Origin of the sequence: Rhodococcus sp. Q1 (assembly GCF_004153645.1) — a bacterium.
Classification (GTDB): domain Bacteria; phylum Actinomycetota; class Actinomycetes; order Mycobacteriales; family Mycobacteriaceae; genus Rhodococcus; species Rhodococcus gordoniae.
The window spans coordinates 392,049-417,768 of the sequence record NZ_SDMJ01000002.1; the positions used below are offsets into that span (position 1 = coordinate 392,049).

At 69.0% G+C, this 25,720-nt stretch carries 21 protein-coding genes, 3 tRNA genes and 1 pseudogene; 6 read left to right on the forward strand and 19 right to left on the reverse strand.

Annotated elements, in window-relative coordinates:
• Positions 1 to 4: 4 nt before the first annotated feature.
• From EQ874_RS06670 to EQ874_RS06690, 5 genes are all read right to left on the reverse strand, one after another.
• Positions 5 to 77: transfer RNA gene (locus EQ874_RS06670), tRNA-Glu, on the reverse strand.
• Between the two features lie 84 nt (positions 78 to 161).
• Positions 162 to 234 (reverse strand) — tRNA-Glu (locus EQ874_RS06675).
• An 86-nt stretch (positions 235 to 320) separates the two neighbouring features.
• Positions 321 to 392: transfer RNA gene (locus tag EQ874_RS06680), tRNA-Gln, on the reverse strand.
• A 177-nt stretch (positions 393 to 569) separates the two neighbouring features.
• Positions 570 to 2,042, reverse strand: coding sequence for a glutamate--tRNA ligase (gene gltX, locus EQ874_RS06685; RefSeq protein WP_064065372.1), 1,473 nt, complete (start codon positions 2,040 to 2,042; stop codon positions 570 to 572).
• 66 nt (positions 2,043 to 2,108) lie between these two features.
• Positions 2,109 to 2,885, reverse strand: a complete 777-nt coding sequence (locus EQ874_RS06690) for a fumarylacetoacetate hydrolase family protein (protein ID WP_064065373.1) — start codon at positions 2,883 to 2,885, stop codon at positions 2,109 to 2,111.
• Positions 2,886 to 2,995: 110 nt separating this feature from the next.
• Between EQ874_RS06690 and EQ874_RS06695 the strand changes: the two genes are divergently transcribed.
• On the forward strand, positions 2,996 to 4,192 hold the full coding sequence (locus EQ874_RS06695) for an MFS transporter (protein ID WP_129976334.1): 1,197 nt from the start codon (positions 2,996 to 2,998) through the stop codon (positions 4,190 to 4,192).
• A 47-nt stretch (positions 4,193 to 4,239) separates the two neighbouring features.
• On the opposite strand, the gene EQ874_RS06700 is transcribed toward EQ874_RS06695, so the two are convergent.
• The 6 genes and pseudogenes from EQ874_RS06700 to EQ874_RS06725 all read right to left on the reverse strand — a co-directional run bounded on the left by EQ874_RS06700 (position 4,240) and on the right by EQ874_RS06725 (position 11,013).
• Positions 4,240 to 5,250, reverse strand: a complete 1,011-nt coding sequence (locus tag EQ874_RS06700) for a 3-isopropylmalate dehydrogenase (RefSeq protein ID WP_064065388.1) — start codon at positions 5,248 to 5,250, stop codon at positions 4,240 to 4,242.
• 82 nt (positions 5,251 to 5,332) lie between these two features.
• Positions 5,333 to 6,925 (reverse strand): phosphoglycerate dehydrogenase, encoded by a 1,593-nt coding sequence (gene serA / locus EQ874_RS06705; RefSeq protein WP_129976335.1) that lies wholly within the window; start codon positions 6,923 to 6,925, stop codon positions 5,333 to 5,335.
• A 128-nt stretch (positions 6,926 to 7,053) separates the two neighbouring features.
• A pseudogene (locus tag EQ874_RS23425) lies at positions 7,054 to 7,379 on the reverse strand (SulP family inorganic anion transporter); the annotation flags it as partial.
• Positions 7,380 to 7,520: 141 nt separating this feature from the next.
• Positions 7,521 to 8,522, reverse strand: coding sequence for a ketol-acid reductoisomerase (gene ilvC / locus EQ874_RS06715; RefSeq protein ID WP_016935634.1), 1,002 nt, complete (start codon positions 8,520 to 8,522; stop codon positions 7,521 to 7,523).
• A gap of 50 nt (positions 8,523 to 8,572) precedes the next feature.
• Complete coding sequence (gene ilvN, locus EQ874_RS06720; protein ID WP_006554535.1) at positions 8,573 to 9,076, reverse strand: acetolactate synthase small subunit; 504 nt, start codon at positions 9,074 to 9,076, stop codon at positions 8,573 to 8,575.
• Positions 9,073 to 11,013, reverse strand: a complete 1,941-nt coding sequence (locus tag EQ874_RS06725; protein WP_129976336.1) for an acetolactate synthase large subunit — start codon at positions 11,011 to 11,013, stop codon at positions 9,073 to 9,075. Before EQ874_RS06725 ends, ilvN begins: the two co-directional genes overlap by 4 nt.
• Positions 11,014 to 11,279: 266 nt before the next feature.
• On the opposite strand from EQ874_RS06725, the gene EQ874_RS06730 reads away from it, so the two are divergent.
• Positions 11,280 to 11,813 (forward strand): PH domain-containing protein, encoded by a 534-nt coding sequence (locus tag EQ874_RS06730; protein WP_064065377.1) that lies wholly within the window; start codon positions 11,280 to 11,282, stop codon positions 11,811 to 11,813.
• Positions 11,814 to 11,954: 141 nt separating this feature from the next.
• Positions 11,955 to 13,796: a dihydroxy-acid dehydratase gene (gene ilvD, locus EQ874_RS06735; protein ID WP_129976337.1), complete on the forward strand. Its 1,842-nt coding sequence runs from the start codon at positions 11,955 to 11,957 to the stop codon at positions 13,794 to 13,796.
• 82 nt (positions 13,797 to 13,878) lie between these two features.
• Here the strand turns inward: ilvD and EQ874_RS06740 are convergent, their stop codons facing one another.
• Positions 13,879 to 14,637 carry a DoxX family protein gene (locus EQ874_RS06740; protein WP_064065378.1) on the reverse strand — a complete coding sequence of 253 codons (759 nt, stop codon included), beginning with the start codon at positions 14,635 to 14,637 and terminating at the stop codon, positions 13,879 to 13,881.
• Between the two features lie 77 nt (positions 14,638 to 14,714).
• Between EQ874_RS06740 and EQ874_RS06745 the strand changes: the two genes are divergently transcribed.
• Positions 14,715 to 15,860: a PQQ-dependent sugar dehydrogenase gene (locus EQ874_RS06745; RefSeq protein ID WP_129976338.1), complete on the forward strand. Its 1,146-nt coding sequence runs from the start codon at positions 14,715 to 14,717 to the stop codon at positions 15,858 to 15,860.
• On the opposite strand, the gene EQ874_RS06750 is transcribed toward EQ874_RS06745, so the two are convergent.
• The 5 genes from EQ874_RS06750 to EQ874_RS06770 all read right to left on the reverse strand — a co-directional run bounded on the left by EQ874_RS06750 (position 15,861) and on the right by EQ874_RS06770 (position 21,663).
• A complete protein-coding gene (locus tag EQ874_RS06750) occupies positions 15,861 to 17,066 on the reverse strand; it encodes a cation:proton antiporter (RefSeq protein WP_129976339.1) in 1,206 nt (401 codons plus the stop codon).
• A 25-nt stretch (positions 17,067 to 17,091) separates the two neighbouring features.
• The gene (gene gatB, locus EQ874_RS06755; protein WP_129976340.1) at positions 17,092 to 18,600 is read right to left on the reverse strand and encodes an Asp-tRNA(Asn)/Glu-tRNA(Gln) amidotransferase subunit GatB; all 1,509 of its coding nucleotides are present in this window, start codon (positions 18,598 to 18,600) and stop codon (positions 17,092 to 17,094) included.
• A 42-nt stretch (positions 18,601 to 18,642) separates the two neighbouring features.
• Positions 18,643 to 19,671: a 6-phosphofructokinase gene (locus EQ874_RS06760; protein WP_064065382.1), complete on the reverse strand. Its 1,029-nt coding sequence runs from the start codon at positions 19,669 to 19,671 to the stop codon at positions 18,643 to 18,645.
• Between the two features lie 103 nt (positions 19,672 to 19,774).
• Positions 19,775 to 20,452 (reverse strand): response regulator transcription factor, encoded by a 678-nt coding sequence (locus tag EQ874_RS06765; protein WP_120279752.1) that lies wholly within the window; start codon positions 20,450 to 20,452, stop codon positions 19,775 to 19,777.
• A gap of 11 nt (positions 20,453 to 20,463) precedes the next feature.
• Entirely contained in the window at positions 20,464 to 21,663 is a 1,200-nt protein-coding gene (locus EQ874_RS06770; protein ID WP_088897176.1) for a histidine kinase, read from the reverse strand.
• A 134-nt stretch (positions 21,664 to 21,797) separates the two neighbouring features.
• On the opposite strand from EQ874_RS06770, the gene EQ874_RS06775 reads away from it, so the two are divergent.
• On the forward strand, positions 21,798 to 22,409 hold the full coding sequence (locus EQ874_RS06775; RefSeq protein ID WP_016691185.1) for a hypothetical protein: 612 nt from the start codon (positions 21,798 to 21,800) through the stop codon (positions 22,407 to 22,409).
• Positions 22,406 to 23,689 (forward strand): alpha/beta-hydrolase family protein, encoded by a 1,284-nt coding sequence (locus EQ874_RS06780; protein ID WP_016691184.1) that lies wholly within the window; start codon positions 22,406 to 22,408, stop codon positions 23,687 to 23,689. The genes EQ874_RS06775 and EQ874_RS06780 overlap by 4 nt, the downstream gene beginning before the upstream one ends.
• Positions 23,690 to 23,773: 84 nt before the next feature.
• Here the strand turns inward: EQ874_RS06780 and gatA are convergent, their stop codons facing one another.
• Positions 23,774 to 25,249, reverse strand: a complete 1,476-nt coding sequence (gene gatA, locus EQ874_RS06785) for an Asp-tRNA(Asn)/Glu-tRNA(Gln) amidotransferase subunit GatA (RefSeq protein ID WP_129976341.1) — start codon at positions 25,247 to 25,249, stop codon at positions 23,774 to 23,776.
• Positions 25,246 to 25,545, reverse strand: coding sequence for an Asp-tRNA(Asn)/Glu-tRNA(Gln) amidotransferase subunit GatC (gatC, locus tag EQ874_RS06790; protein ID WP_016933597.1), 300 nt, complete (start codon positions 25,543 to 25,545; stop codon positions 25,246 to 25,248). Before gatC ends, gatA begins: the two co-directional genes overlap by 4 nt.
• Positions 25,546 to 25,720 lie beyond the last annotated feature (175 nt).

The window sequence follows — 25,720 nt, forward strand, 5'->3', positions numbered from 1 at the left end:
GTTGTACCCCCGATGGGATTCGAACCCACGCTACCGCCGTGAGAGGGCGGCGTCCTAGGCCGCTAGACGACGGGGGCCTGGAACTTTCCTCGGCACCGACCGATCGGTGCCTTCGGAGAGAAGAAACACCCACCGAACCGCAGATCGGTGGGAGTCCGTTGTACCCCCGATGGGATTCGAACCCACGCTACCGCCGTGAGAGGGCGGCGTCCTAGGCCGCTAGACGACGGGGGCCTATGGAACTTCTTCTCTTCGCTCCCCGAAGGAAGCTCAGCCAGCATAGCTGGCCGAGGCGCTGCGGGCAAACCACCGCGCCTCAGCTGGGGTACCAGGACTCGAACCTAGAATGGCTGAACCAGAATCAGCTGTGTTGCCAATTACACCATACCCCAATGGTCTGTTCCGTCGGCCCGCGCTCTCGCGCTGCGGTCTCCGTTCCGAACCGAGAAGAAGATTAGCACCAACCCCGCCATGAACTACAAATCGGCTGGTCAGAGCACCGAAATCGAGCCCGGACACCATCTCGGCCCGTCGCCGGGAGCAGGCGGCGGGCCGAGAGGACGGACTCGTCAGGCGATACGAGTGCGGCCGGCGCGCAGCCGGGCGAGCGTGCGCTCCCGGCCGAGCAACTCCATCGACTCGTAGAGCGGAGGGCTGACGTGCGATCCGGTCACCGCGACCCGCACGGGCGCGAAGGCCTTCCTCGGCTTGAGTTCCAGGCCCTCGATCAGCGCGCTCTTCAACGCCTCCTCGATCGCCGGGGTGGTCCAGTCGGCCAGGCCCTCGAGGGCCGTGAGGGAGGCGTCGAGCACCGGCGCGGCATCCTCTTTGAGGTTCTTCGCCGCGGATGCCTCGTCGAGCGTGAAGTCGGCCTCGTCGACGAACAGGAACTTCAGCAGATCCCAGGCGTCGCCGAGCACCACGATGCGGGTCTGCACGAGATCGGCGGCCGTGCGGAAGAGCGCGTCGTCGACCTCGGCCCCGATCCTGCCGTGCTCCACGAGATAGGTCTTCAGGCGCGCGGCGAACTCCGCCGGTTCGAGCAGGCGGATGTGCTCGGCATTGATCGCGTCGGCCTTCTTCTGGTCGAACCGGGCCGGGTTCGAGTTGACCTTGGAGATCTCGAAGGCCGCCACCATCTCGTCGAGGGAGAACACGTCGCGGTCGTCGGCGAGACCCCAGCCGAGCAGGGCGAGGTAGTTGAGCAGGCCCTCGGGGATGAACCCGCGATCGCGGTGCAGGAAGAGGTTGGACTCCGGGTCGCGCTTGGAGAGCTTCTTGTTGCCCTGCCCCATCACGAACGGCAGGTGGCCGAACTCGGGTGTGAAATCGGTGACGCCGATGCGCTGCAGCGCCGCATACAGCGCGAGCTGACGCGGGGTCGACGACAGCAGGTCCTCACCGCGCAGGACGTGCGTGATCTTCATCAGCGCGTCGTCGACGGGATTGACGAGCGTGTAGAGCGGGATGCCGTTGCCCCGGGTGAGCGCGAAGTCGGGCACCGAACCCGCCTTGAAGGTGGTCTCGCCGCGGACGAGGTCGTTCCAGGTGAGGTCCTCGTCGGGCATGCGCAGTCGCACGACCGGCTTCCGGCCCTCGTCGAGGAAGGCCTGCCGCTGCTCCGGGGTGAGGTCGCGGTCGAAGTTGTCGTAGCCGAGCTTCGGGTCGCGACCGGCGGCCTTGTGCCGCTCCTCGACCTCTTCCGGCGTCGAGAACGACTCGTAGGCCTCGCCGGCGTCGACGAGCTTCTGCACGATCTCGAGATGCAGGTCGCGCCGCTGCGACTGCCGGTACGGCTCGTACGGTCCGCCGACCTCCGGGCCCTCGTCCCATTCGAGACCCAGCCACCGGAGCGCGTCGAGGATCGCCTGGTACGACTCCTCGGTGTCGCGTGCGGCGTCGGTGTCTTCGATGCGGAACACGAAGGTGCCGCCGTGATGACGCGCGAAAGCCCAGTTGAACAGGGCGGTGCGCACCAGACCCACGTGCGGGGTTCCGGTCGGTGACGGGCAGAAACGTACGCGTACTTCGCTGGTGGTCATGACTCGCTCAGGGTTGAGGATCGACGGGAGACCATCCCAGGCTATCCGCCCTGCCGCGAGTTCCTGTCAGGATCCCTTCGCGACGACCGGGTTGGTGAGCGTACCGATGCCCTCGACTGTGATCGAGACCGTGTTCCCCGGCTCGATGGGCCCCACCCCCTCGGGCGTACCGGTGAGGATGATGTCGCCCGGGAGCAGCGTCATGACACCGGAGATCCACTCGACGAGCTTCGGGATGTCGTGCACCATCTTCGACGTCCGGCTGCGCTGCCGGATCTGCCCGTCGACCTCGGACGAGATCTCGAGATCGGAGGCATCGATGTCGGTCTCGATCCACGGCCCGAGAGGACAGAAGGTGTCGTACCCCTTGGCGCGACCCCACTGGCCGTCCGTGCGCTGATGGTCGCGAGCGGACACGTCGTTGGCGATCGTGTACCCGAGGATCGCCTCCCGCGCCTTCGCGGCGGGAACGTCCTTGCAGGGGCGGCCGATGACCACCGCAAGTTCCGCCTCGTGATGGACGAGCGAGGTGGAGGGTGGAATCACGATGGGCGCTCCCGGCCCCACGATCGAGGTGTTGGGCTTGAGGAAGATCATGGGCTCGTCGGGGACATCGCTGCCGAACTCGGCCGCGTGCGCGGCGTAGTTGCGGCCCACCGCGATCACCTTGGTGGCGAGGATCGGGGCGAGAATCCGCACGTCGGCGAGGGGCCAGCTCCGGCCCGTGAAGGTGGGATTGCCGAAGGGATGCTCGGCGATCTCCTTCACCCTTGCGGACTCCCCCTCCCCCTCCACGCTCACGAACGCGACTCCATCCGGGCTGGCAATTCGACCAAGGCGCATGTCCGGAGTCTAACGGGGTGCGCGCACGGCGATCGACTGCCGGGTGGCCGGGAGGTAGAGTCCGGATCGAATTCCACATAACGGAACAGACATCTCAGATAGTGAGAGAAATGGATAGTCCGGACATCGGCCGGCGGCGGTGGCTCATCCTCGCGCTCGGCGTCTTCGCCCAGGCCGCGCAGGCCACGGTGATCAACGGCGTCGCCTTCCTCATCCCGACCCTCGACGAGGACACCGGCCTCACCCTCGCCCAGGCCGGGACACTCGCCGGGGCACCACTGCTCGGTGGCGTGTTCACCCTCGTCGTGTGGGGTGCGATCGCGGATCGCTTCGGTGAGCGTCTCGCGCTCACCGCCGGACTGGGAATCGCCGGTACCGCGATGGGTGCCGCGAGCGCGACGACATCCGTGGAACTCTCCCGCACGACCTCCGCGGCTCTGCTCGGTGTGCTGCTGATGTGCGCGGGAGCCGGCGCCGTGAGCGCCAACTCGGCGAGCGGCCGGGTCGTCGTCGGATGGTTCCCTCCGCACCGGCGCGGCCTCGCGATGGGGATCCGGCAGATGTCGGTGCCGCTGGGCGTCGCCGCGGGCGCCCTCGTCATTCCGACGCTGGCGGGCGATCACGGAATCGCCTGGGCTCTCGCGTTTCCCGCGCTCGCGTGCGGTGGGGCGGCCGTCGCCTGCGCCGTCGGCGTGACCGATCCGCCACGCCCCGGCCGGACCGAAGCCGAACGCGCGGGTGTTCTTGCGAATCCGTATCGAACTTCGATGTCCCTCACGCGGATCCATCTCGCGTCGATACTGCTCGTGATCCCGCAGTACGTCGTGTGGACCTATGCCCTGGTGTGGTTGATCACCGATCGCGGATGGGACGAGGTCGGTGCCGGTCTCGTCATCACGGCAGCCCAGATCCTCGGCGCGATCGGCCGTGTCCTCACCGGAGCGTGGTCCGACCGCGTCGGGAGCAGGCTTGCCCCGATGCGCCTCGTCGCCGTATCGGTCGTCCTGGCGATGATCGCGCTCTCCGTCACGGCGTGGACGAACTCGCCCATCGCCGTGGGTGCCCTGCTCGTCGCGTCGATCCTGACGTCGGCCCCGAACGGGTTGGCGTTCACCGCCGTGGCCGAGATCGCCGGACCGTTCTGGGGAGGTCGCGCACTCGGGATCCAGAACACGGGACAGTTCGTGTTCGCCGCGGCGGTCGGGCCCGTGTTCGGCGGCCTCATCGCCGCGGCCGGATTTCCGATCGCCTTCGCGCTGGCCGCAGTGGCTCCGGCGGCGGCGGTTCCGGTGGTGCCGAAAGACTGACGGACCGTGTGGCTCCGGCAGGTACCCGACGGAGCCACACGGGAACGTCAGAGCGCGGCGGTGATGCGGTCGCCGATCTCGGTGGTCACGATCGGACCGGTGCCACGGGTCGAGAGATCGGCCTCGACGGCTCGCTCGACGCGGGCGGCGTCCTGCTCGCGTCCGAGATGGCGCAGCAGCAGTGCGGTGGACAGGATCGCCGCGGTGGGATCGGCGATGCCCTTGCCGGCGATGTCCGGAGCCGAACCGTGGACGGGCTCGAACATCGACGGGTTGGTGCCGGAAGCATCGATGTTGCCGCTCGCGGCCAGACCGATGCCACCGGTCACCGCACCGGCGAGGTCGGTGACGATGTCGCCGAACAGATTGTCGGTGACGATGACGTCGAACCGCGACGGGTCGTCGACCATGTAGATCGTCGCCGCATCGATATGGCAGTAGGCGGTCGTGACGTCGGGGAACTCCTTCCCCACCGTCTCGATGGCCCGTGTCCAGATCGCACCGGCGTTGGACAGGACGTTGGTCTTGTGGATCAGCGTCAGGTGCTTCCGGCGGGTCTGCGCGAGCTCGAAGGCGTACCGCACCACACGCTCGGCTCCGAACCAGGTGTTCACCGACACCTCGGTGGCGATCTCGTGCGGCGTTCCCACCCGGATCGCTCCCCCGTTGCCGGTGTACGGCCCCTCGGTGCCTTCACGGACGACGACGAAATCGATCTCGTGGTCGGCGGCGAGCGGCGACGTCGCGCCCGGGTACAGCCGTGCCGGACGGAGATTGACGTGGTGGTCGAGCGCGAACCGCATGTTCAGGAGGAGACCGCGTTCGAGGACACCGGGGGTGACCGACGGATCACCGATGGCCCCGAGAAGGATCGCGTCGTGCTCGCGAATCGCGGCGAGATCGGCATCGGGCAGCAGTTCACCCGTCGTGTTGTACCGGCGGGCGCCGAGGTCGTACTCGGTCGTCGCGAGGTCCGGGACGAGCGCGCGGAGCACCTTCAGCGCTTCCGCCGTGACCTCGACACCGATGCCGTCACCGGGGATGACCGCAAGTTTCATGAGCACTACTCACTTCCTGTGCGACGGTGGCCGCGACCGTGCAGACACGGTCGCGGCCACCGGATGATGGAGAACGAAACGATCAGGACAGGTCGACCTGGGCGACCCGCGCCTCGAGCGCCTGGGTGACCTGCTCGACCTCGGCGTCGCCGACGGGGCGATCGACGCGCAGGATCACGGTCGCGCCGGGGCCCTCCGCGTCCTGGCTCAGAGCCGCGGCCTGAATGTCGATGCTCGCGTTGCCGAGCACGGTGCCGAGCGTTCCGAGGACACCCGGGCGGTCCTGGTAGTGGACGATCAGGTTGTGGCCCTCGGCGCGGAGATCGAAGCTGCGGCTGTTGATGTTGACGATCTTCTCGACCTGCTGCAGGCCGGTGAGGGCACCCGCCACGGAGGTGACGTGTCCGTCCGGCGCCACGGCGCGGACCTCGACGGCGCTGCGGTGCGTGGTGGCCTCGCTGACCTTGTCGACCTCGACGGTCACGCCCCGCTGCTCGGCGAGCTTGGGGGCGTTGACGAAGGTGACCGGCTCGTCGCTGCTCGCCGAGAACAGGCCGCGGAGGGCCGCCAGACCGAGGATGTCGACGTTCTCGGCGGAGAGCTCACCGCTGACGACGACCTGGACGTTCTGCACTGCCTCGGGCGAGAGGGTACCGGCGAGCAGGCCGAGCTTGCGGACGAGTTCGAGCCACGGCGCGACCTCCTCGCCCACGGGGCCACCGGAGACGTTGACGGCATCGGGCACGAACTCGCCGGCGAGGGCGAGCAGCACGCTCTTCGCGACGTCGGTACCGGCGCGGTCCTGGGCCTCGGCGGTGGAGGCGCCCAGGTGCGGAGTGACGACGACGTTGTCGAGATCGAACAGCTTCGAATCGGTGCACGGTTCGGTCTCGAAGACGTCGAGGCCGGCAGCTCGCACCTTGCCGCCGACGAGCGCGTCGTACAGGGCGTCCTCGTCGATCAGGCCACCACGAGCGGCGTTGACGATGATCACGCCGTCCTTGGCCTTGGTCAAGCGCTCGGCGTTGATCAGGCCGGCGGTCTCCTTGGTCTTGGGCAGGTGCACGGAGATGAAGTCGGCGCGGGCGACGAGTTCGTCGATGTCGACGAGCTCGATGCCGAGCTGTGCGGCACGAGCGGCCGGCAGGTACGGGTCGTACGCGATGACATGGGTCTCGAAGGCCGCGAGACGCTGGGCGAACAGCTGGCCGATACGGCCGAGACCGACGACGCCGACCGTCTTGCCGAGGATCTCGGTGCCGTTGAAGCTCGATCGCTTCCAGGTGCGCTCACGCAGGGTGCGGTCGGCGGCCGGGACCTGGCGGGCCGCGGACATGAGCAGGGCGACCGCGTGCTCGGCGGCGGAGTGGATGTTGGAGGTGGGCGCGTTGACGACCATCACGCCGCGCTCGGTGGCAGCGGCGATGTCGACGTTGTCGAGGCCGACACCGGCACGACCGACGATCTTGAGGTTGGGTGCCGCCGCGAGCACCTCGGCGTCGACTGTGGTCGCGGAGCGGACCAGCAACGCCTGGGCCTCGGGCACGGCCGCGAGCAGGGCGGGGCGGTCGGGGCCGTCCACCCAGCGCACCTCGACACCGTCACCGAGCGCGTCGACGGTCGACTGCGCAAGCTTGTCGGCGATCAGGACTACTGGACGGCCATTCTGGCTCACGTGCGGACTCCCTGTGTCGTGGATGTGTGAGTGGTCGACGGCGCTCGCGCCCGACAGCATGCACGGGCACCCGCGACCGCCCACAGTTTAGTGCCCCGACCCCGGCCACGGCGCCACCGGGATGGGGATCACGGTGGCGCGGGCGGATCCTTCCGTGGCGGCAGCACGACGTGCCGCGGAGACGCGACGAGCAGACTGCGCTCGATACCGGGTCGGTTGCGGTGGCGAAAGGCCGGTCGTGATATCCGGCGACGTCCTCGAGTTCGACCGGTTCGGTCCGGTGGGATCGCCGGGCACGCACGACGACGACCGCCGGCGACGACACGATCGCGGCGAGCTGGGTACGCGCTCCGGCCTGTTCGAGCATCGGCGTCCGGCTGCCACCGGCGCGGATCGGGAATCACCCTGTGCCACCGGCTGCGATGTTCACCACACCGAGAGCGCGCATCTCGGAGCCACATCGGCCGAGTGTCCTCCGCCGCCTTCGCCCGTGGGGCGGCATCGCTCACGACATCACCTGCTCACGATCGCACGGACGACGGCGGCCCGGCACCCCCGCAGGGGTACCGGGCCGCCGTGACCGGATCGGGAGGTCTTACGCCGTCTCGGTGATGGGGCGATCGACCCAGCTCATCAGGTCGCGCAGCTGCTTGCCGACGACCTCGATGCCGTGCTCGGCGTTCTCCTTGCGGAGGCCCTCGAGTTCCTTGTTGCCGCCCTCGACGTTGGCGACGAGGCGCTTGACGAAGGTTCCGTCCTGGATGTCCTTCAGGATCTCCTTCATCCGCTCCTTGGTGCCGGCGTCGATGACGCGCGGTCCGGAGAGGTAGCCACCGAACTCGGCGGTGTCGGACACCGAGTAGTTCATGCGGGCGATGCCACCCTCGTACATGAGGTCGACGATGAGCTTGAGCTCGTGGAGGACCTCGAAGTAGGCCATCTCGGGGGCGTAGCCCGCCTCGACCATGACGTCGAAACCGGTCTTGACCAGTTCCTCGGTGCCACCGCAGAGCACGGCCTGCTCACCGAAGAGGTCGGTCTCGGTCTCTTCCTTGAAGGTGGTCTTGATGACGCCGGCGCGGGTGCCGCCGATGCCCTTGGCGTAGGACAGCGCGAGCGCCTGGCCCTCCCCCTTGGGGTCCTGGTGGACGGCGATGAGCGCCGGAACGCCCTTGCCGTCGACGAACTGGCGACGCACGAGGTGGCCGGGGCCCTTGGGGGCGACCATCGCGACGGTCACGTTCTCGGGAGCGGTGATGAGACCGAAGTGGATGTTGAGGCCGTGGCCGAAGAACAGCGCATCGCCGTCCTTCAGGTTGGGCTCGATGTCGTTGGTGAAGATCGACGCCTGTGCGGTATCGGGGGCGAGGACCATGATGACGTCGGCCCACTCCGAGACCTCGGCGGGCGTACCGACGGTGAGGCCGGCCTCCTCGGCCTTGGCCCGCGACTTCGAGCCCTCCTTCAGACCGATGCGAACGTCGACGCCCGAGTCGCGCAGGCTCAGCGAGTGCGCGTGTCCCTGACTGCCGTAGCCGATGACGGCGACCTTACGACCCTGGATGATCGACAGGTCGGCATCGTCGTCGTAGAACATCTCGACTGCCACAGTGATTACCTCTTTCAGAAAGTATGGGTGTGTTAAGGCTAACGGGTAGCCGTGATGGACTTCGGACCGCGTCCGACCGCGACGACACCGGACTGGACGATCTCGCGGATTCCGTACGGTTCGAGCATGCGCAGCAGCGCATCGAGCTTGGACCGCGTACCGGTGGCCTCGATGGTCAGCGACTCGGGCGAGACGTCGATCACCTTGGCGCGGAACAGATTCACCGTCTCGATGACCTGGGTGCGCACGCTGGCGTCCGCCCGCACCTTGATGAGCACGAGTTCGCGGGCGACGGACGCCTCGTCCTCCTGCTCGACGATCTTGATGACGTTGACGAGTTTGTTGAGCTGCTTGGTGACCTGCTCGAGCGGGAACTCGTCGACGGTCACCACGATCGTCATCCGCGAGATGTCGGGCACTTCCGTACCACCGACGGCAAGGGATTCGATGTTGAACCCGCGTCGCGAGAACAGCGATGCGACTCGGGCGAGCACGCCCGGCTTGTCCTCGACGAGAACACTGAGAGTGTGGCTCGTGCTCACTTGGTCTCCTCCTGGGCCGCCGCGTTCTCGCTGCGGGCTTCGAGCGCGTCGATGGTCTCGTGGATGACGGCGGGATCGTCGGCGGCGGCGTCGTCGTCGAACAACGGCCGGATGTCGCGCGCGGCCATGATCTCGTCGTTGCTCGTGCCGGCGGCGACCATCGGCCACACCTGCGCGTCCTTGCCGACGATGAAGTCGATCACGACGGGACGATCGTCGATCTCCTGCGCCCGGCGGATCGCCGGCTCGACGTCCTCCTCGCGCTCGACGCGGATGCCCACGCAGCCGAGGGCCTCGGCGAGCTTGACGAAGTCGGGGATGCGTAGCGAGTGCGTCGCCAGGTCGGTGTTCGAGTACCGCTCCTCGTAGAAGAGGGTCTGCCACTGCCGGACCATGCCGAGATTGCCGTTGTTGATGAGCGCGACCTTGATCGGCACACCCTCGACGGCGCACGTCGCGAGTTCCTGGTTGGTCATCTGGAAGCAGCCGTCGCCGTCGATGGCCCACACCTCGGTGTCGGGGCGGCCCATCTTGGCGCCCATCGCGGCGGGCACCGCATAGCCCATGGTGCCGAGACCACCGGAGTTGAGCCAGGTGCGCGGCTTCTCGTAGTCGACGAACTGCGCCGCCCACATCTGGTGCTGACCGACGCCTGCGCAGTAGATCGCGTCGGGACCGGCGAGCTTGCCGACGGCCTGGATGACGTACTGCGGCGACAGGGTGTCGTCGGTGGGGCGGTCGTAGCTCAGCGGGTAGGTGCGACGGATGTCGTCGAGATAGGCCCACCAGGCCGCGTAGTCGAGCTTCGTGCCGGTCGCCAGGTCGGCGCGGATGGCCTCGAGCAGCTCGACGATGACCTCCTTGCAATCACCGACGATCGGCACGTCTGCGTGCCGGTTCTTGCCGATCTCCGCAGGATCGATGTCTGCGTGGATGACCTTGGCGTCGGGCGCGAACGAGTCGAGTTGGCCGGTCACCCGGTCGTCGAAACGGGCACCGAGGGTGATGAGCAGATCACTCCTCTGCAGCGCGGCGACCGCAGCGACGTTGCCGTGCATGCCGGGCATGCCGCAGTGCAGGTTGTGACTGTCGGGGAACGCGCCACGGGCCATGAGCGTCGTGACGACCGGAATGCCGGTCAGCTCGGCGAGTTCGAGCAGCTCGGGCGACGCGTCGGCCTTGATGACACCGCCACCGACGTACAGCACCGGGTTCGTCGCGTCGGCGATCAGCCGCGCGGCCTCGCGGACCTGCTTGCCGTGCGGCTTCGTCACGGGGCGGTAGCCGGGCAGGTGCATCTCCGGCGGCCAGCTGAAGGTGGTCTGCGCCTGGAGGATGTCCTTGGGGATGTCGACGAGGACGGCACCCGGCCGGCCCGAGGAGGCGAGGTAGAACGCCTCGGCCAGGATGCGCGGGATGTCGGCGCCGTCGGTGACCAGGAAGTTGTGCTTCGTGATCGGCATGGTGATGCCGGAGATGTCGGCTTCCTGGAAGGCGTCGGTGCCGATGAGCGGACGACCGACCTGGCCGGTGATCGCGACGACGGGCACGGAGTCCATCTGCGCGTCGGCGAGAGGGGTGACGAGGTTCGTCGCGCCCGGACCGGAGGTGGCCATGCACACGCCGACCTTGCCGGTCGCCTGGGCGTAACCGGTGGCAGCGTGTCCGGCGCCCTGCTCGTGACGGACGAGCACGTGACGCACGCGTCGCGAGTCGAAGAGCGGGTCGTAGACGGGCAGGATCGCGCCGCCGGGAATGCCGAATACCGTGTCGACCTCGAGTTCCTCGAGTGCGCGGACCACCGACTGCGCGCCGGTGACCCGCTCGGGGGCGACCTGGCGACGGTTGGCGGGCTGCGCTGCTGCAGCTGCGGGAGTCGGGGTGGTGGACCCCGGCTTTCGCGGCGAGGGTTGAGGCCGTGCGGTTGGTGCGCTCACTGCGAGTTCCTCTGATTCTGGCTCCGGGCAACAAAAAACCCTCGTCAGCAAGTCTGCTGTACGAGGGTGGCGCGTCGTGGGCGAGTTGCGGAATGCGGCTCAGGCGACGACGCGCCGGCCGATTACGAGCAACCCATTCTGATTCACGCGCTCGACGGTAGGCGCATGGTGTCCAGACAGTCAACTTGATGCGGTCGACTGTCCCAGAATGTGAGATGCCGCGGCTGCAGTGCGAAGATGTAGAGGTGTCATCTTCCCAGCAGCCCGTGCCACCTACTCCATCATCCCACACGCCCGATTCGACGACGCAGGTCATCCAGATCTCGCGACTGTCGTTCCTGGCGTGCGCCCTGCTGTTCCTCGCCCTCGCCTCCCCCGCGCTGGCGTGGCCGGCGGCCTTCGCATGGACGCTGATCATCCCGTTTCTCGTCGCCGCATGGATCGTGCGTGTACGCACCGTCGTCGGCCCCGAGGGCATCGTCGCGCGGGCGACCTTTTCCACCACGACTCTGGACTGGGATTCCCTCGACGGCCTCCGGTTCCCGAAGCGGGGCTGGGCCCGCGCACGGCTCACCGATGGCAGTGAGGTCGCACTGCCGGTCGTCACCTTCGGCCGCCTGCCGCAGCTGTCGGAAGCCAGCGCCGGCCGCATCCCCGATCCGTACGCGGCCGCACGCCGCGCCGAGGAGGAGTCCCACCGCGCCGAGGCGGCATCCGAATCCGGATCCGAATCGGTATCCGGTGCCGAAACCGCCGACGACGCAGGCACCGTCGAGAAGAAGGACCACCGCTCCTCCTGAGTCCCGCGACCGGGTGCGGATAGATGCACCCGGAGACACACGAGTAGATTCGTCGGTGCCGCTGCCCGAACCCGCCCCAGCCCGGCGACCGGATGCGGCCCGGCCGATTGCGCACACAGCCACCGTCAAGGAAGTCAGCCCATGCCCCCGTTGAGGTCACGCACCACCACCGTCGGACGAAACGCTGCAGGAGCGCGCTCCCTGTGGCGCGCCACCGGCCTGACCGATTCCGACTTCGGCAAGCCGATCGTCGCGATCGCGAACTCCTACACGCAGTTCGTACCCGGTCACGTCCATCTCAAGGACGTCGGTGAGATCGTCGCGAAGGCCGTGCGCGAAGCGGGCGGCGTGGCACGCGAGTTCCACACGATCGCCGTCGACGACGGCATCGCGATGGGCCACGGAGGCATGCTCTACTCGCTCCCGAGCCGCGAGATCATCGCCGACTCGGTCGAATACATGGTCAACGCGCACACCGCCGACGCGCTCGTGTGCATCTCCAACTGCGACAAGATCACGCCGGGCATGCTCAACGCCGCGATGCGCCTGAACATCCCGACGATCTTCGTCTCCGGCGGCCCGATGGAGGCCGGCAAGGCCGTCGTCGTCAACGGTGTCGCGCACGCCCCTACCGACCTCATCACCGCCATCTCCGCCTCCGCCAGCGAGGACGTCGACGACGCAGGCCTCGACGAGGTCGAGCGCAGCGCGTGCCCCACCTGCGGTTCGTGCTCGGGCATGTTCACCGCCAACTCGATGAACTGCCTCACCGAGGCCCTCGGTCTCGCGCTGCCCGGCAACGGTTCGACCCTCGCCACCCACGAGGCGCGACGCGCACTGTTCGAGACCGCCGGAACGACGATCGTCGAGGCAGCCCTGCGTTACTACCGCGACGACGACGAGTCGGTGCTGCCGCGAAACATCGCGACCCCGGCCGCCTTCCGTAACGCGATGGCGCTCGACGTCGCGATGGGTGGTTCCACGAACACCGTGCTGCACACCCTCGCCGCCGCGCAGGAGGGCGAGGTCGACTTCGACCTGTCCACCATCGACGAGATCAGCCGTCGGGTGCCGTGCCTGGCGAAGGTCTCCCCGAACTCCGACTACCACATGGAGGACGTGCACCGCGCCGGCGGAATCCCTGCCCTCCTCGGCGAACTGCGTCGCGGTGGCCTGCTCGAGACCGACGTCTCCACGGTCCACACGAAGAGCTTCGACGAGTGGCTCGACACCTGGGACATCCGGTCCGGCAAGGCGTCCGAGACGGCCCTCGAGCTGTTCCACGCCGCCCCGGGCGGTGTGCGCACCACCGAACCGTTCTCGACGGACAACCGCTGGTCGTCGCTCGACACCGACGCCGCGGGCGGCTGTATCCGCGACATCGAGCACGCCTACACCGTCGAAGGCGGGTTGTGCGTGCTGCGCGGCAACCTCGCACCGGACGGCGCGATCCTCAAGACCGCCGGCATCGACGAGGATCTGTTCCACTTCGAGGGCCCGGCCTACGTCGTCGAGTCGCAGGAGGAGGCCGTCTCGGTCATCCTCGGCAAGAAGATCAAGGCCGGGGACGTGGTGGTCGTGCGTTACGAGGGCCCGGCCGGCGGCCCCGGCATGCAGGAGATGCTGCATCCCACCTCGTTCCTCAAGGGAATCGGTCTGGGCAAGGTGTGCGCCCTGATCACCGACGGCCGGTTCTCCGGCGGCACGTCCGGTCTGTCCATCGGGCACGTCTCCCCCGAGGCCGCCTCGGGCGGTGTGATCGGCCTGATCGAGCAGGGCGACCGGATCCGCATCGACGTCGCGACCCGCACCCTCGAGGTACTCGTCGACGACGACGTGCTCGCCGAGCGACGCGCGAAGATGGAGGCCTCCGAGCGGCCCTGGCAGCCGGTCGATCGCGAGCGCACGGTCTCGAAGGCACTGCGCGCATACGCTGCGCTGGCGACCTCCGCCGACAAGGGTGCCGTCCGGCGCGTGCCGTAACCCCTCACCACACGAGGGCGAAGGCTCCGCGATCATCCGATCGCGGAGCCTTCGCCCTTGTCGTATCCCGGTTGTTCGTGGGTCAGCGTCCGAAGATCCACAGGCACACGCCTGCCGCCACACCCAGCAGCAGTACGGTGAACGAACCCACGAAGGGGCGTGTCGCCCAGCCGCGTCGTCCGTCGACCGCGATGCGGCCCGGCCCGGTGAGGGTGATCGCCACCGCGCAGGCGACGAGGAGGGCCTCGAATTCGAAGCCCGACGATTCGGCGGCGAAGAACTGGACGCCCGGTTCGAGTTCGTGTTCGAACAGCACCGCGTTGATCATGATCGCGACGATCGCAGCCGCCGCGAACGGGGTGAGCAGACCGAGCACGAGCAGCGCACCGGCGGCGATCTCACCGACCGCGCCGACGATCGCGAGCACCGCCGGCTCCCGGTATCCCGCATCGCGCAGCAACGCTTCGAAACCGTCCAGCCCGGGGCCGTTCCACAGCCCCACCAGCTTCTGCAGTCCGTGGGCGACGAGGATCGCCCCGACCGCTGCCCGCAGGACGAACAGACCGAGGTCCAGGGTGCCCCGGCGGACCTTCACCGGAGTCCGCTCCCCGGCGGCCACCGCGCCGCCCGTCTCCGCACCGTAGACCGGTTCCGGCCGGTACATCTGCTCGGTGGGAGCGGCGTAGGCGTCGTTGCCCAGCGGAGTTCCGGCATCGAAGTCGTCGTCGGACCCGAGATACGACTCGCGTGGTCGGCGCATCTCGAGTGTGCGTTCGTCGGGCTGAGTGCCGTAGGGACTCGAACCCGCGTCCGGTACGCCACCGTTCTTGTTGTCGGCCACGTCCTCAGCCTAGGCCCGCCTCCGCACCCGCACCCGGCATCCGCGGGTGCGCGCGTCGTGCCGGTAACGTTTGCGGCATGACACGGGGTACGCGGTGGACCGGTTCGTGGGGCGTACGCGCGGCAGCGGCGGCGCTGGCCGTCGGAGTCCTCGCCGTCCCGTCGTGTGCCCGCTTCGACGACTCCGCATCGAGCCCGTTCACCCCCGAACCCACCTTCGATCCCGGTCCGGGTGTAGGCCCGCAGGATCCCACCGAGACGACGACGCCGAGCGCCTCCCCCAAGCTGCCGGGGCCGTGTGTCGATCCCGACCCGGCGGTGATCGCGACCTGCCTCGACGTCACCGGTGGGCTGGTGACGATGCCCGACGGCAACTCCGCGCTCGTCACCGAACGCCGAACGGGTCGGATACTGCAGGTCGCGCCGGACACCGAGCCGGTCGAGGTCGCGACGATCCCCGTCGACGGGTCCGGAGACGGCGGGCTGCTGGACGTGGCGCTCTCCCCCACCTTCGCCGAGGACCGGTTGTTCTACGCCTACATCACCACGGCCTCCGACAATCGCGTGGTCCGGATCGCCGCGGGCGACACCCCCAAGGACGTGCTGACGGGGATACCCCGCGGCGCCACCGGCAATGCCGGCGCCCTCGAGTTCGTCTCGCCCACCGAGATCGCCGTCCTCACCGGTGACGCCGGAAATGCTTCCGCCGCAAACGATCCGAACGTCCTGTCCGGCAAGCTCCTGAAATTACCGCTCCCGGCGCCCGGAGCGGCGCCGGCACCGTCGGTGATGCTGTCGGGTATCGGTACCGCGGGCGACGTGTGCCGCGATCCGAACGGCAACCTGTGGGTCACCGACCGCACGCCCCTCGAGGACCGGCTCCAGCGGGTCGGGGTGGACGGCTCGACCGGCACCGGCCCGGCCTGGACGTGGCCCGAGCGGCCCGGCGTCGCCGGTTGTGCGGCGGCCCCCGACGGGATCGCGATCTCGCTCACCGACGCGAAAGCCGTCGCGGTCGTCACCACCGACCCGGGAACCGGGGCGGTCACGGCGGCGCCCGTCCTCGCGGCGGAGGACCGCTACGGCATGCTGCGCGGTGCGGCCTCGTCGCCCGACGGCCTGCTGTGGGTGTCCACGGTCAACAAGTCGGGCGCCGAACCGGGACCGAACGACGACCGCGTCGTCCGCATCCAGTTCCCGGCCGGCGGCGGCGGATTCGACTGATCAGGCCCGCTCCGGTGTCTCCGCCGGCGCGGGGCGGTGGAGCAGTCCCGCGAGCATCGGGAGCACCAGGACGGTGACGGCGCCGGCCGCCACGAGGATCGACGCGCTCGCGTTCGACATCTGCCCGGCGGCCACCGCGACCCCCGTGACCGCGACGATCAGCGGGAGGCCGGTCGTCGAGTACAGCGCGATCTGCAGTTGTTCCGCGGTTCCGAACATCCGGCTCCCGGTCGCGTCGCGTTCGAGGCGCGACGCGACGAACACCGGCACACCCCGTACGAGGATCAGCAGTCCGAGGAAGGCCAGCAGGATCCCTGGGGCGCCCACGACGGCACCGACGTCGATCGCCATGCCCGAGGTGACGAAGAAGATGGGGATGAGAAAGCCGTATCCCAGACCGTCGAGCTTCTTCTCGAGCCGTTCGTCGCCGGCCGGGATCGTGCGGCGCAGGATGAAACCGGCCGCGAACGCGCCGAGGATGATGTCGAGATCGAAGACCGCGGCCACCGCGATGAGCCCGACGAGCAGCAGCATCGTCAGGCGCACCGGGATCTGGGCGGTGGTGTCGGAGCCGAGCCGGACGAACTGCGAGAACCGCGTGCCCTCCCGCAGGATCCAGGTGGGCAGCACGGCGACGAGGACGGCCACCACCGCGAAGGCCAGCAACACGATCAGCGACCCGAGTGCGCCGCGCGCCCCGAGCAGGATCGCCATGGCGACGACCGGCAGCAACTCCCCGAACGCACCGTGGTTGAGCACCGACCGCCCGATCGGGGTGGCGACGAGTCCGCGGTCGGCGAGGATCGGCAGGAGCGTCCCGAGTGCCGTGGACGTCAGGGCGATCGCCACTGCGATCTCGGCGTGCACCTGACCCGTTGTTCCGAGGAGGGCGACGGTACCGAGCGCCGACAGCATGCACACGCACCAGGTGACCATCGCGCGACGTCCGCCTCGCCCGCGCAGCTCGGCCGGGTCGATCTCGTATCCGGCGAGCAGGAACAGCATTCCCAGCCCGAGCTCGCGCAGGATGCCGATCTCGCTACCGGTCTCCGCGAGATCGAGCGCGTAGGGGCCGATGAGGACACCGGCGACCAGCAGCAGCACGACCTCGGGGATCAGCCGACGCGGAACGAGGCCGGCGATCAGCGGTGCGAGCACCGCTGCGACGACGATCCAGAACAGCGAGGTGGCAACTGCGGCGTCCATGCGCCGCTACTCTAGCGGCGCAAGATCAACTGCACGCGGCGATCACGAGTTCCTTCACGCGCGCCGGATCGGCTTGTCCGCGAGTGGCCTTCATGACGTCGCCGACGATCTTGCCGGCCGCCTGGACCTTGCCCGAACGGATCTTGTCGGCGATGTCCGGGTTGGCGGCGAGGGCGGCGTCGACCGCGGCCTGCAGCGCCGAATCGTCGCGCACGACCTCGAGACCGCGAGCGGCCACCACCTCGTCGGGTTCGCCCTCACCGGCGAGCACACCGTCGACGACCTGACGGGCGAGCTTGTTCGTCAGCTTGCCCTCGGCCACCAGCGCGATGACCCGGGCGAGCTGCTCGGGCGTGATGGGCAGCTCGGCGAGTTCGACGCCGCGGGTGTTGGCCTGCTGGGCCAGGTACGCAACCCACCACGAGCGGGCCTCCGAGGCGGGGGCACCGGCCTCGGTGGTCGCGATGACGAGATCGAGCGCGCCGGCGTTCACCAGGTCGCGCATCTCCTCGTCGGACACGCCCCAGTCGGCCTGGATGCGGGCCCGGCGCAGCCACGGCAGCTCGGGCAGGGTGGCGCGCAGTTCCTCGACCCAGGCGGCGTCGGGAGCGATGGGCTCGAGATCGGGCTCCGGGAAGTAGCGGTAGTCCTCGGCGGTCTCCTTGCGACGACCGGGCGAGGTGGTGCCGTCGGCCTCCTGGAAGTGCCGCGTCTCCTGGATCACCTCTCCGCCGGACACGAGCACCGCAGCCTGCCGGCGCATCTCGTAGCGCACGGCCACCTCGACGGACTTGAGGGAGTTGACGTTCTTCGTCTCGGTGCGGGTACCGAATTCCTTCGCGCCGATCGGCATGAGGGAGATGTTCGCGTCGCAGCGCATCGAACCCTGATCCATGCGGACGTCGGAGACGTCGAGGGCCTCGAGCAGGTCGCGCAGGGCGGTGACGTAGGCACGCGCGACCTCGGGGGCGCGCTCGCCGGCACCGACGATCGGCTTGGTGACGATCTCGACGAGCGGCACACCGGCACGGTTGTAGTCGAGCAGCGAGTGGCTCGCGCCGTGGATGCGGCCGGTGGCGCCACCGACGTGCAGCGACTTGCCGGTGTCCTCCTCCATGTGCGCGCGTTCGATGTCGACCCGCCAGGTGGTGCCGTCGTCGAGCACGACATCGAGGTAGCCGTCGGTGGCGATCGGCTCGTCGTACTGCGAGATCTGGTAGTTCTTCGGCTGATCCGGGTAGAAGTAGTTCTTCCGCGCGAAGCGACCCCACGGGGTGATCGAGCAGTTCAGCGCGAGCCCGATCCGGATCGCGGACTCGACCGCGGCCTGGTTGACGACGGGCAGCGCCCCCGGCAGGCCGAGGCAGACCGGGCACACCTGAGTGTTCGGCTCGGCGCCGAAGGCGGTCGGGCATCCGCAGAACATCTTGGTGGCGGTGTGCAGCTCGACGTGCACCTCCATGCCCATCACGGGCTCGAACTTCGCGAGCACGTCGTCGTAGGCGAGCAGGTCAGCGGACACGGAGGCAGTCATGATGTCGATTTTAGACGGCGCCACGAGTGCCGCCGCGCGGCCTCACCCGAACAGGATCCGCATCTCCTGGTAGCGCTCGTCGGGCACGTACTTCGGCTCGGCGAGCTCGTCGAAATCGACCCGGGCGATGTCGGTGCCGTGCAGCGCGACCATGTGCCCCCAGTCCTCCTCGGCGACGAGGTCGGTCACCGCCATGCCGAGGCGGGTCGCGAGCACCCGGTCGAATGCCGTGGGGACACCGCCTCTCTGGATGTGCCCGAGCACCGTCGCGCGGGTTTCGATACCGGTGTGTTCCTCGATGAGCGGGGCGAGCACCTCCGCGATACCGCCGAGGCGTGGCCGGTCGAAACCGTCGAGTCCCTTGATGGAGTACGCCTCCTCCATCTCGGGGAGCGTGAAGCCCTCCGCGACGACGACCATCGGCGCCCGTCCGCGGTCGCGGACGCTGGTCACCCACTCGCAGATCTGTTCGAGGCTCTCGGGGTGTTCGGGGATGAGGATGGCGTGCGCACCACCGGCGGTGCCCGCATGCAACGCGATCCACCCGGCGTGCCGGCCCATGACCTCGAGCACCATGCACCGTTTGTGGGAGTTGCCCGTGGTGCGGAGACGGTCGATCGCCACGGTCGCGATCTCGACGGCCGTGTCGAAACCGAAGGTGTAGTCGGTGTGACCGAGGTCGTTGTCGATCGTCTTGGGCACACCGACGATGCGGATTCCCTCACCGAACAGCCGCTTCGAGGCGGCGGCGGTGCCCTCTCCCCCGATGGCGATCACGGCGTCGACACCGAGGCGGTCGAGCGTCTTCTGGATGTTCTGCGCTCCACCGTCGGGCCCCTGGTACGGGCCGAACCGGCTCGTACCGAGGATCGTGCCGCCCTGCTGGGCGAGACCGCGAACACGGCTGCGGTCCAACGGGATCACATCGCCCTCGACGAGACCGCGCCAGCCGTCGAGGAATCCGACGAACTCCTGCCCGTGCACCTCGGTCCCCTTGAGCACCGCACCGCGGATGACCGCGTTGAGACCGGGGCAGTCCCCGCCGCTGGTGAGAATTCCGATCCTCGTCACGCACTACCTCCCGTCGCATGGATCCGTACCGCCCGGACCGGTACCGCCCGGACCGCTGCTGCATTGCCATCCTGCCCGTTCACCGGCGCGACGGCAGCCCGATTCAGCCGGGTGTGACGAGACCGGATTCGTAGGCGAGCACCACTGCCTGCGCGCGGTCGCGCAGATGCAGCTTCCCGAGCACCTTTCCGACGTGGGTCTTCACGGTCTGCTCGGCGACGAACAATCGTTCTGCGATCTCGGTGTTCGACAGGCCGTGCGCGATCAGTTCGAGCACCTCGAGTTCGCGTGGGGTGAGCGGATCGAGGACGCGGTCGCGCCCTCTTGCCGGCCGGCGTCGGCTGGTGACGTCGGCGATCAGGCGGCGGGTGACGGTCGGCGCGAGCAGTGCCTGACCATCGGCGACCACCCTCACGGCTCGCACGAGTTCGTCGGCGGGGGCGTCCTTGAGCAGAAACCCGCTCGCTCCCATCCCGAGCGCTTCGTAGACGTAGTCGTCGAGGTCGAAGGTGGTGAGCATGAGCACCTTCGACCGCGGCTCACGGGTGTCGGCAAGGATGTGCCGCGCCGCGTCGAGGCCGTTCATCTCGGGCATGCGCACGTCCATGAGGACGACGTCGGGCCGCAGTCGCGCGACCTCCGAGACGGCCGCTCGACCGTCGGGGGCATCGCCGACGACGCTGATGTCGGGCTGGGCTCCGAGCAGCGCTCCGAAGCCTTGCCGGACCATGGCCTGGTCGTCGGCGATGAACACGGTGATGGGAGGGTGCGGTTCGGTCATCGGCACCCACCTTAGGCCCCGGTCAGCACCGGGAGAACCGCTCGGACCTCGAAACCGCCGCCGGGGCGGGGATGGGCGACGAGCTGCCCGCCCACGACGGACGCGCGTTCGACCATGCCGAGGATTCCGTTGCCGCCGCTGCGGTCCGACGGCCGAACGGTGGTGTCGACCTGACCGGCCGAGGCCGGCCCGTTGGTCACCTCCACCGTGACGCTCGCCGGCTCCCACTGCAGCCGTGCGCACACGCGGGCACCGGGTGCGTGCCGGGCCGCGTTCGCCAGGGACTCCTGCAGGATCCGGTAGACGGTGAGTCCGACACCGTCGGAGACAGGTGTGGGGACGCCGACCGTCTCCGTCTCGAGCGTCATACCGGCTCGGCGGGACGACTCGAACAGTTCGCCGATGCGGTCGATGCCGGGCTGCGGTTCGTGTTCGGGGAGTTGCCCGTCGCTGCGGAGCACGCCGAGCAGGGTGCGGACCTCGTTCAGCGCTTCCCGTGCGGTCGCACCGAGGGCGTCGAATTCGGCGCGCACGTCGTCGTTCACGTCCGGAAGCCGATAGGGAGCGCTCTGCGCCTGGACGACGATCATCGACATGTGGTGGGCGACGATGTCGTGCAGGTCGCGTGCGATGTGCGCCTTCTCCTCGAGGATGGCGCGACGCGCACGTTCGAGCTCGCTGACCTCCTCCTCCTGGGCGAGTTGCCGTCGGGAGATCAGCAGCCAGCGCACCAGCAACCCGAAGACGACGACGGCGGTGATGCCGATGCCCCATCCCCAGCCGTTGCGGCCGGGAACGAATGCCGCGAACAACAGGACGGTCGCGATCCACACGACCAGCACGAGGCGGATCTCCTCGCGGATCGCAACGGCGAACACCAGCGCGAGCATCACCAGGATGTGCACGACCTGCCACGGATAGTCGTAGCCGGGAACGAGGTCGAACGCTATCGGGATGACGAGTCCGGCCGCCGCGGCCACCGCCCACCCGAGAGCCGGCCGGACGAGCACGAAAAGGAACGGGAACACCGCCATCCCCGAGATCAGCGGCAACAGCGGCGGGGAGATGTCGTGGGTCAGGGGCAGCGTCGGCCACGCGATCGCATAGAGGATCAACGTCACGGTGACCACGGTGACGACGCTCCACCGTCCCCGTCCCAGGCGTCCCGCGGTTCTCACGCCGGACTTCGCAAGCTCTTTCACCTCACCCACGCTAGGAGCCCCGGTCTCGACTGTCCTCATACCTGAGGGTGAGATCCGCCTGGCTCTGCAGGTGGTGTCGGCCTCCGCGAGATCGCTCCGTCGCGGGGTCCGGTGCAGGGCTGTGCGTTCCTAGCGTCGCCGGCATGACAGTGAAATCCGCAGCGGTCCGAGTCGCGTCGGTCGTCTTCCTCGCCACCGCAGCATATGCCGCTGTGCCGGGGGCGCTCGCCCGTTCCGCCTCGACCACGACGGAGGACGCCGCGGCCGCGGCGACGGTGACGGCGCTCGTCGCCGACGACCCTGAGCGAGCGCTGTCGTCCCTGCCGGCCGATTTCGCCGCCGTGATGGGGTACGCGCCGATCGTCGAGCAGTGGGCGGACGGGACGACCGTCCTCGCCGATCCGGAGGGCGACTGCTCCACCCCGGTGCCGCTGCCGGCAGCGTTCGAATCGGCATGCCGGGTGCACGATCTCGGGTACGACCTCCTGCGGTACGCCCACACCACCGGCGGCGAGCTGGGCACCGATGCCCGGCGCGACCTCGACGGGTTGTTCGCGCGACATCTCGACACCGTCTGCCGTTCCGAACCCGAGATCACGTCGTGCACGCCGGTCGCAGGGATCTCTTCTGCAGCAGTGCAATTCAACTCGTGGCGACAGGGTCACCGGACGCCTGTCGCGGAATCGCCGTGGGCCTTGGCCGTCGCTGCGGGGTCGGTAGCCCTGGGTTTCACGGCACGAAAGGTGCGGCGATGACGGTCCTCATGGTGGTTCTCGCGACGGTGATCTCCCTCGCCCCTCCCCTGCTGCCGCGGCAGTCGGTCGTGCAGGGTGTCGTCACAGGTTTGTTCGTCGTGATCGCGCTGACGGTGCTCCGTCTCGTCGTGGTCGCGCGACGGCGGACCGGGCGACCTCCACGGCCCGCGAGGCCGGAACTGCGTGTGCCGGTCGCGCTCGTCGGCGGGTCCGTCGTGCTGATCGCGGCGGCCGGTGCACATCGGTGGCAGAACGGTCTGCGGGAGGCGATGTCGGTCCCCGCTGTGGATGTGCGCTGGTGGCTCGAGGCACTGGCGGTCGCGATCGTGGTGGTCGCGGCGCTGCTCGCCGTTCCGCGCCTCGTGCATCTCCTGTCGCGACGCGGGGTAGCAATGGCCGTCGCCGCGACGCTGGGGATCGGCGTCACGGTCGGGATCGGCACCGCCACGGTGGCCTCCTCACCCGGAGGAACGATCGACACGGTCGCCTCCCCCACCGCGCTCTCGGCGGGATTGTCGGGGGGCGCGGGATCGGCGGTGGCGTGGAACCGGTTGGGCCGCGAGGGGCAGAAGTTCGTGTCCCTGCCTGCCGAGGGGTCACCGATCCGGATCTACGTGCCGTTGTCGGCCGCACCGGATCCGTCTGCGCGCGCCGAGTTCGCGGTGGACGAACTCCGCCGGGCGAGAGCCTTCGATCGACCGCATCTCGTGGTGGCCGTGCCGACCGGTTCGGGCTGGGTCGATGCCGCTGCGGTCCGCGGTTTCGAGAACCGGTGGGGTGACGACGTCGCCATCGTCGCCCAGCAGTACTCGGACATGCCGAGCTGGGCGACCTTCGTCCTCGACCGCGGTGCCGCGGAGGAGGAGGCCCGCGCCCTGGTCACCGCACTGCGAGCGCACCTGTCCACGCTGCCCGACGAGCGACGCCCCGCTCTGCACGTCTACGGGCAGTCCCTGGGCGCGACCGGCGCGAGCGCCGTCTTCGACGACGAACCGGAGCCGTGTGCACTGTTCCTCGCGGGGCCACCCGCGGGGGTCCGCACCGACGGTGCGAGTGTCCGGGCGAACACCTCCGACCCTGTCGTGTGGTGGCAGCCGTCGCTGCTGTGGTCGCCACCGGATCTGTCGCATGCGCGCGCCGATGCCCCCACCCCACCGTGGCTGCCGCTGGTGTCGTTCGTGAACACGACGGTCGACCTGCTCACCTCGCTCGAGGCGGCACCCGGTCACGGCCATCGCTACGGCGACGACCAGGCGCGGTGCACCTCCGCCGACGGGTAGATCGCGCCCACACGGATCGGCGCCCGGATACACCGCGACCCGCCGGCCGACGAACGGCACGACGGGTCGCGGTGTGGGAAGGGATCAGGCGACGATGGGTCCTCGTGCCGCCTCGAAGGCCGCACCCACCCGGTACAGACGCTCGTCGGCGAGAGCCGGGGCCATGATCTGCAGGCCGACGGGGAGACCGTCGTCCGCCGAGAGGCCGGACGGCACGGACATCGCGCAGTGCCCCGCGAGGTTGGTCGGGAGCGTGCACAGATCGGACAGGTACATCGCGAGCGGATCGTCGACCTTCTCGCCGAGCTTCCACGGCGTGAACGGGCTCGTGGGCGAGACGAGCACGTCGACCTGCTCGTAGGCCTTGTCGAAGTCCTGCGCGATGAGGGTCCGGACCTTGAGGGCCTGACCGTAGTAGGCCTCGTAGTAGCCGGAGGACAGCGCGTAGGTGCCGATCATGATGCGGCGCTTGACCTCCTTGCCGAAACCGGCGGCGCGGGTCGCGGCCATGACCTGCTCGGCGCTCATCGTGCCGTCGTCGACGCGCATGCCGTACCGCATCGCGTCGAAGCGGGCCAGGTTGGAGGAGACCTCCGACGGCAGGATCAGATAGTACGAGGCGAGTGCGTATTCGAAGTGCGGGCACGAGACCTCGACGACCTCCGCGCCGAGCTTCGTGAGCGTCTCGACGGCGGCATCGAACGACGAGAGCACGCCGGGCTGGTAGCTGTCGGAGTGCAGCTCCTTGACGACGCCGACCTTCAGGCCCTTCAGGTCGCCGGCCGCACCCTGGCGCGCCGCCTCCACGACGGGACGCACGGCGGCGTTCACCGACGTCGAGTCGCGCGGGTCGTGCCCGGCGATGACCTCGTGCAGCAGTGCCGTGTCGAGGACGGTGCGGCCGCAGGGGCCACCCTGGTCGAGCGACGACGCGCAGGCGACCAGGCCGTACCGCGAGACCGTGCCGTAGGTGGGCTTGGTGCCGACGGTGGCGGTGACGGCGGCGGGCTGGCGGATCGAGCCACCGGTATCGGTGCCGATCGCGAGCGGTGCCTGGTACGACGCGAGCGCCGCAGCGGAACCGCCACCGGAGCCACCCGGGATGCGGCTGGTGTCCCACGGGTTGCGGGTGGGGCCGTATGCCGAGTTCTCGGTGGACGACCCCATCGCGAACTCGTCCATGTTGGTCTTGCCGAGGATGGGGATGCCGGCCTCGCGCAGCTTCGTGGTGAGCGTCGCGTCGTAGGGCGAGACCCAACCCTCGAGGATCTTCGAACCGCACGTGGTGGGCATGTCCGTGGTGGTGAACACGTCCTTGAGCGCGAGCGGCACACCGGCGAGCGCCGAAGCCGGCTTCTCGCCCGCGGCGACGGCGCGGTCGACCTCGGCCGCGGCGGCGAGCGCCTGCTCGGACGCGACGTGCAGGAAGGCGTTGTACTCCCCGTCCACCTCGGCGATGCGATCGAGGTGGGCCTGGGTGACCTCCACCGACGACAGTTCGCCGGCGTGGATCTTCGACGCCAGGGTCGCGGCGTCGAGCCGGGTCGTATCGGCGCTCATTCGCCCTCTCCCAGGATCTGCGGGACCGAGAAGCGGTCCTCCTCGACGGCCGGCGCACCGGAGAGCGCCTGCTCGGGCGTGAGCCCGGGAACGACGACGTCGGGTCGGGTCACGTTGGTGACGGCGTTCGGGTTCGCCATGGGAGCCACATCGTCCGCGGCCACCTCCGACACCGCCTTGACGTGGTTGAGGATCGAATCCAACTGACCGGCGAACTCGTCGAGTTCGTCATCGGTCAGCGCAAGCCGGGACAACCGGGCGAGATGCGCGACCTCGTCACGGGAGATGGCAGGCACCGTGAATGGCCCCTTTCCGATGGAGAGTGAACGTCCTGTCCAGGGTAATGCGTCCTGGAAGCGGCGGCGCACGCGGTTCGACGACGTCACTCGCCGCCCGCGCGGTGCCGCTTCCGCGGTCCGATGTTGCGGGCTCCGCAACGCTGTGTTGCATTCGTGTGAAATCCCCGGTCGC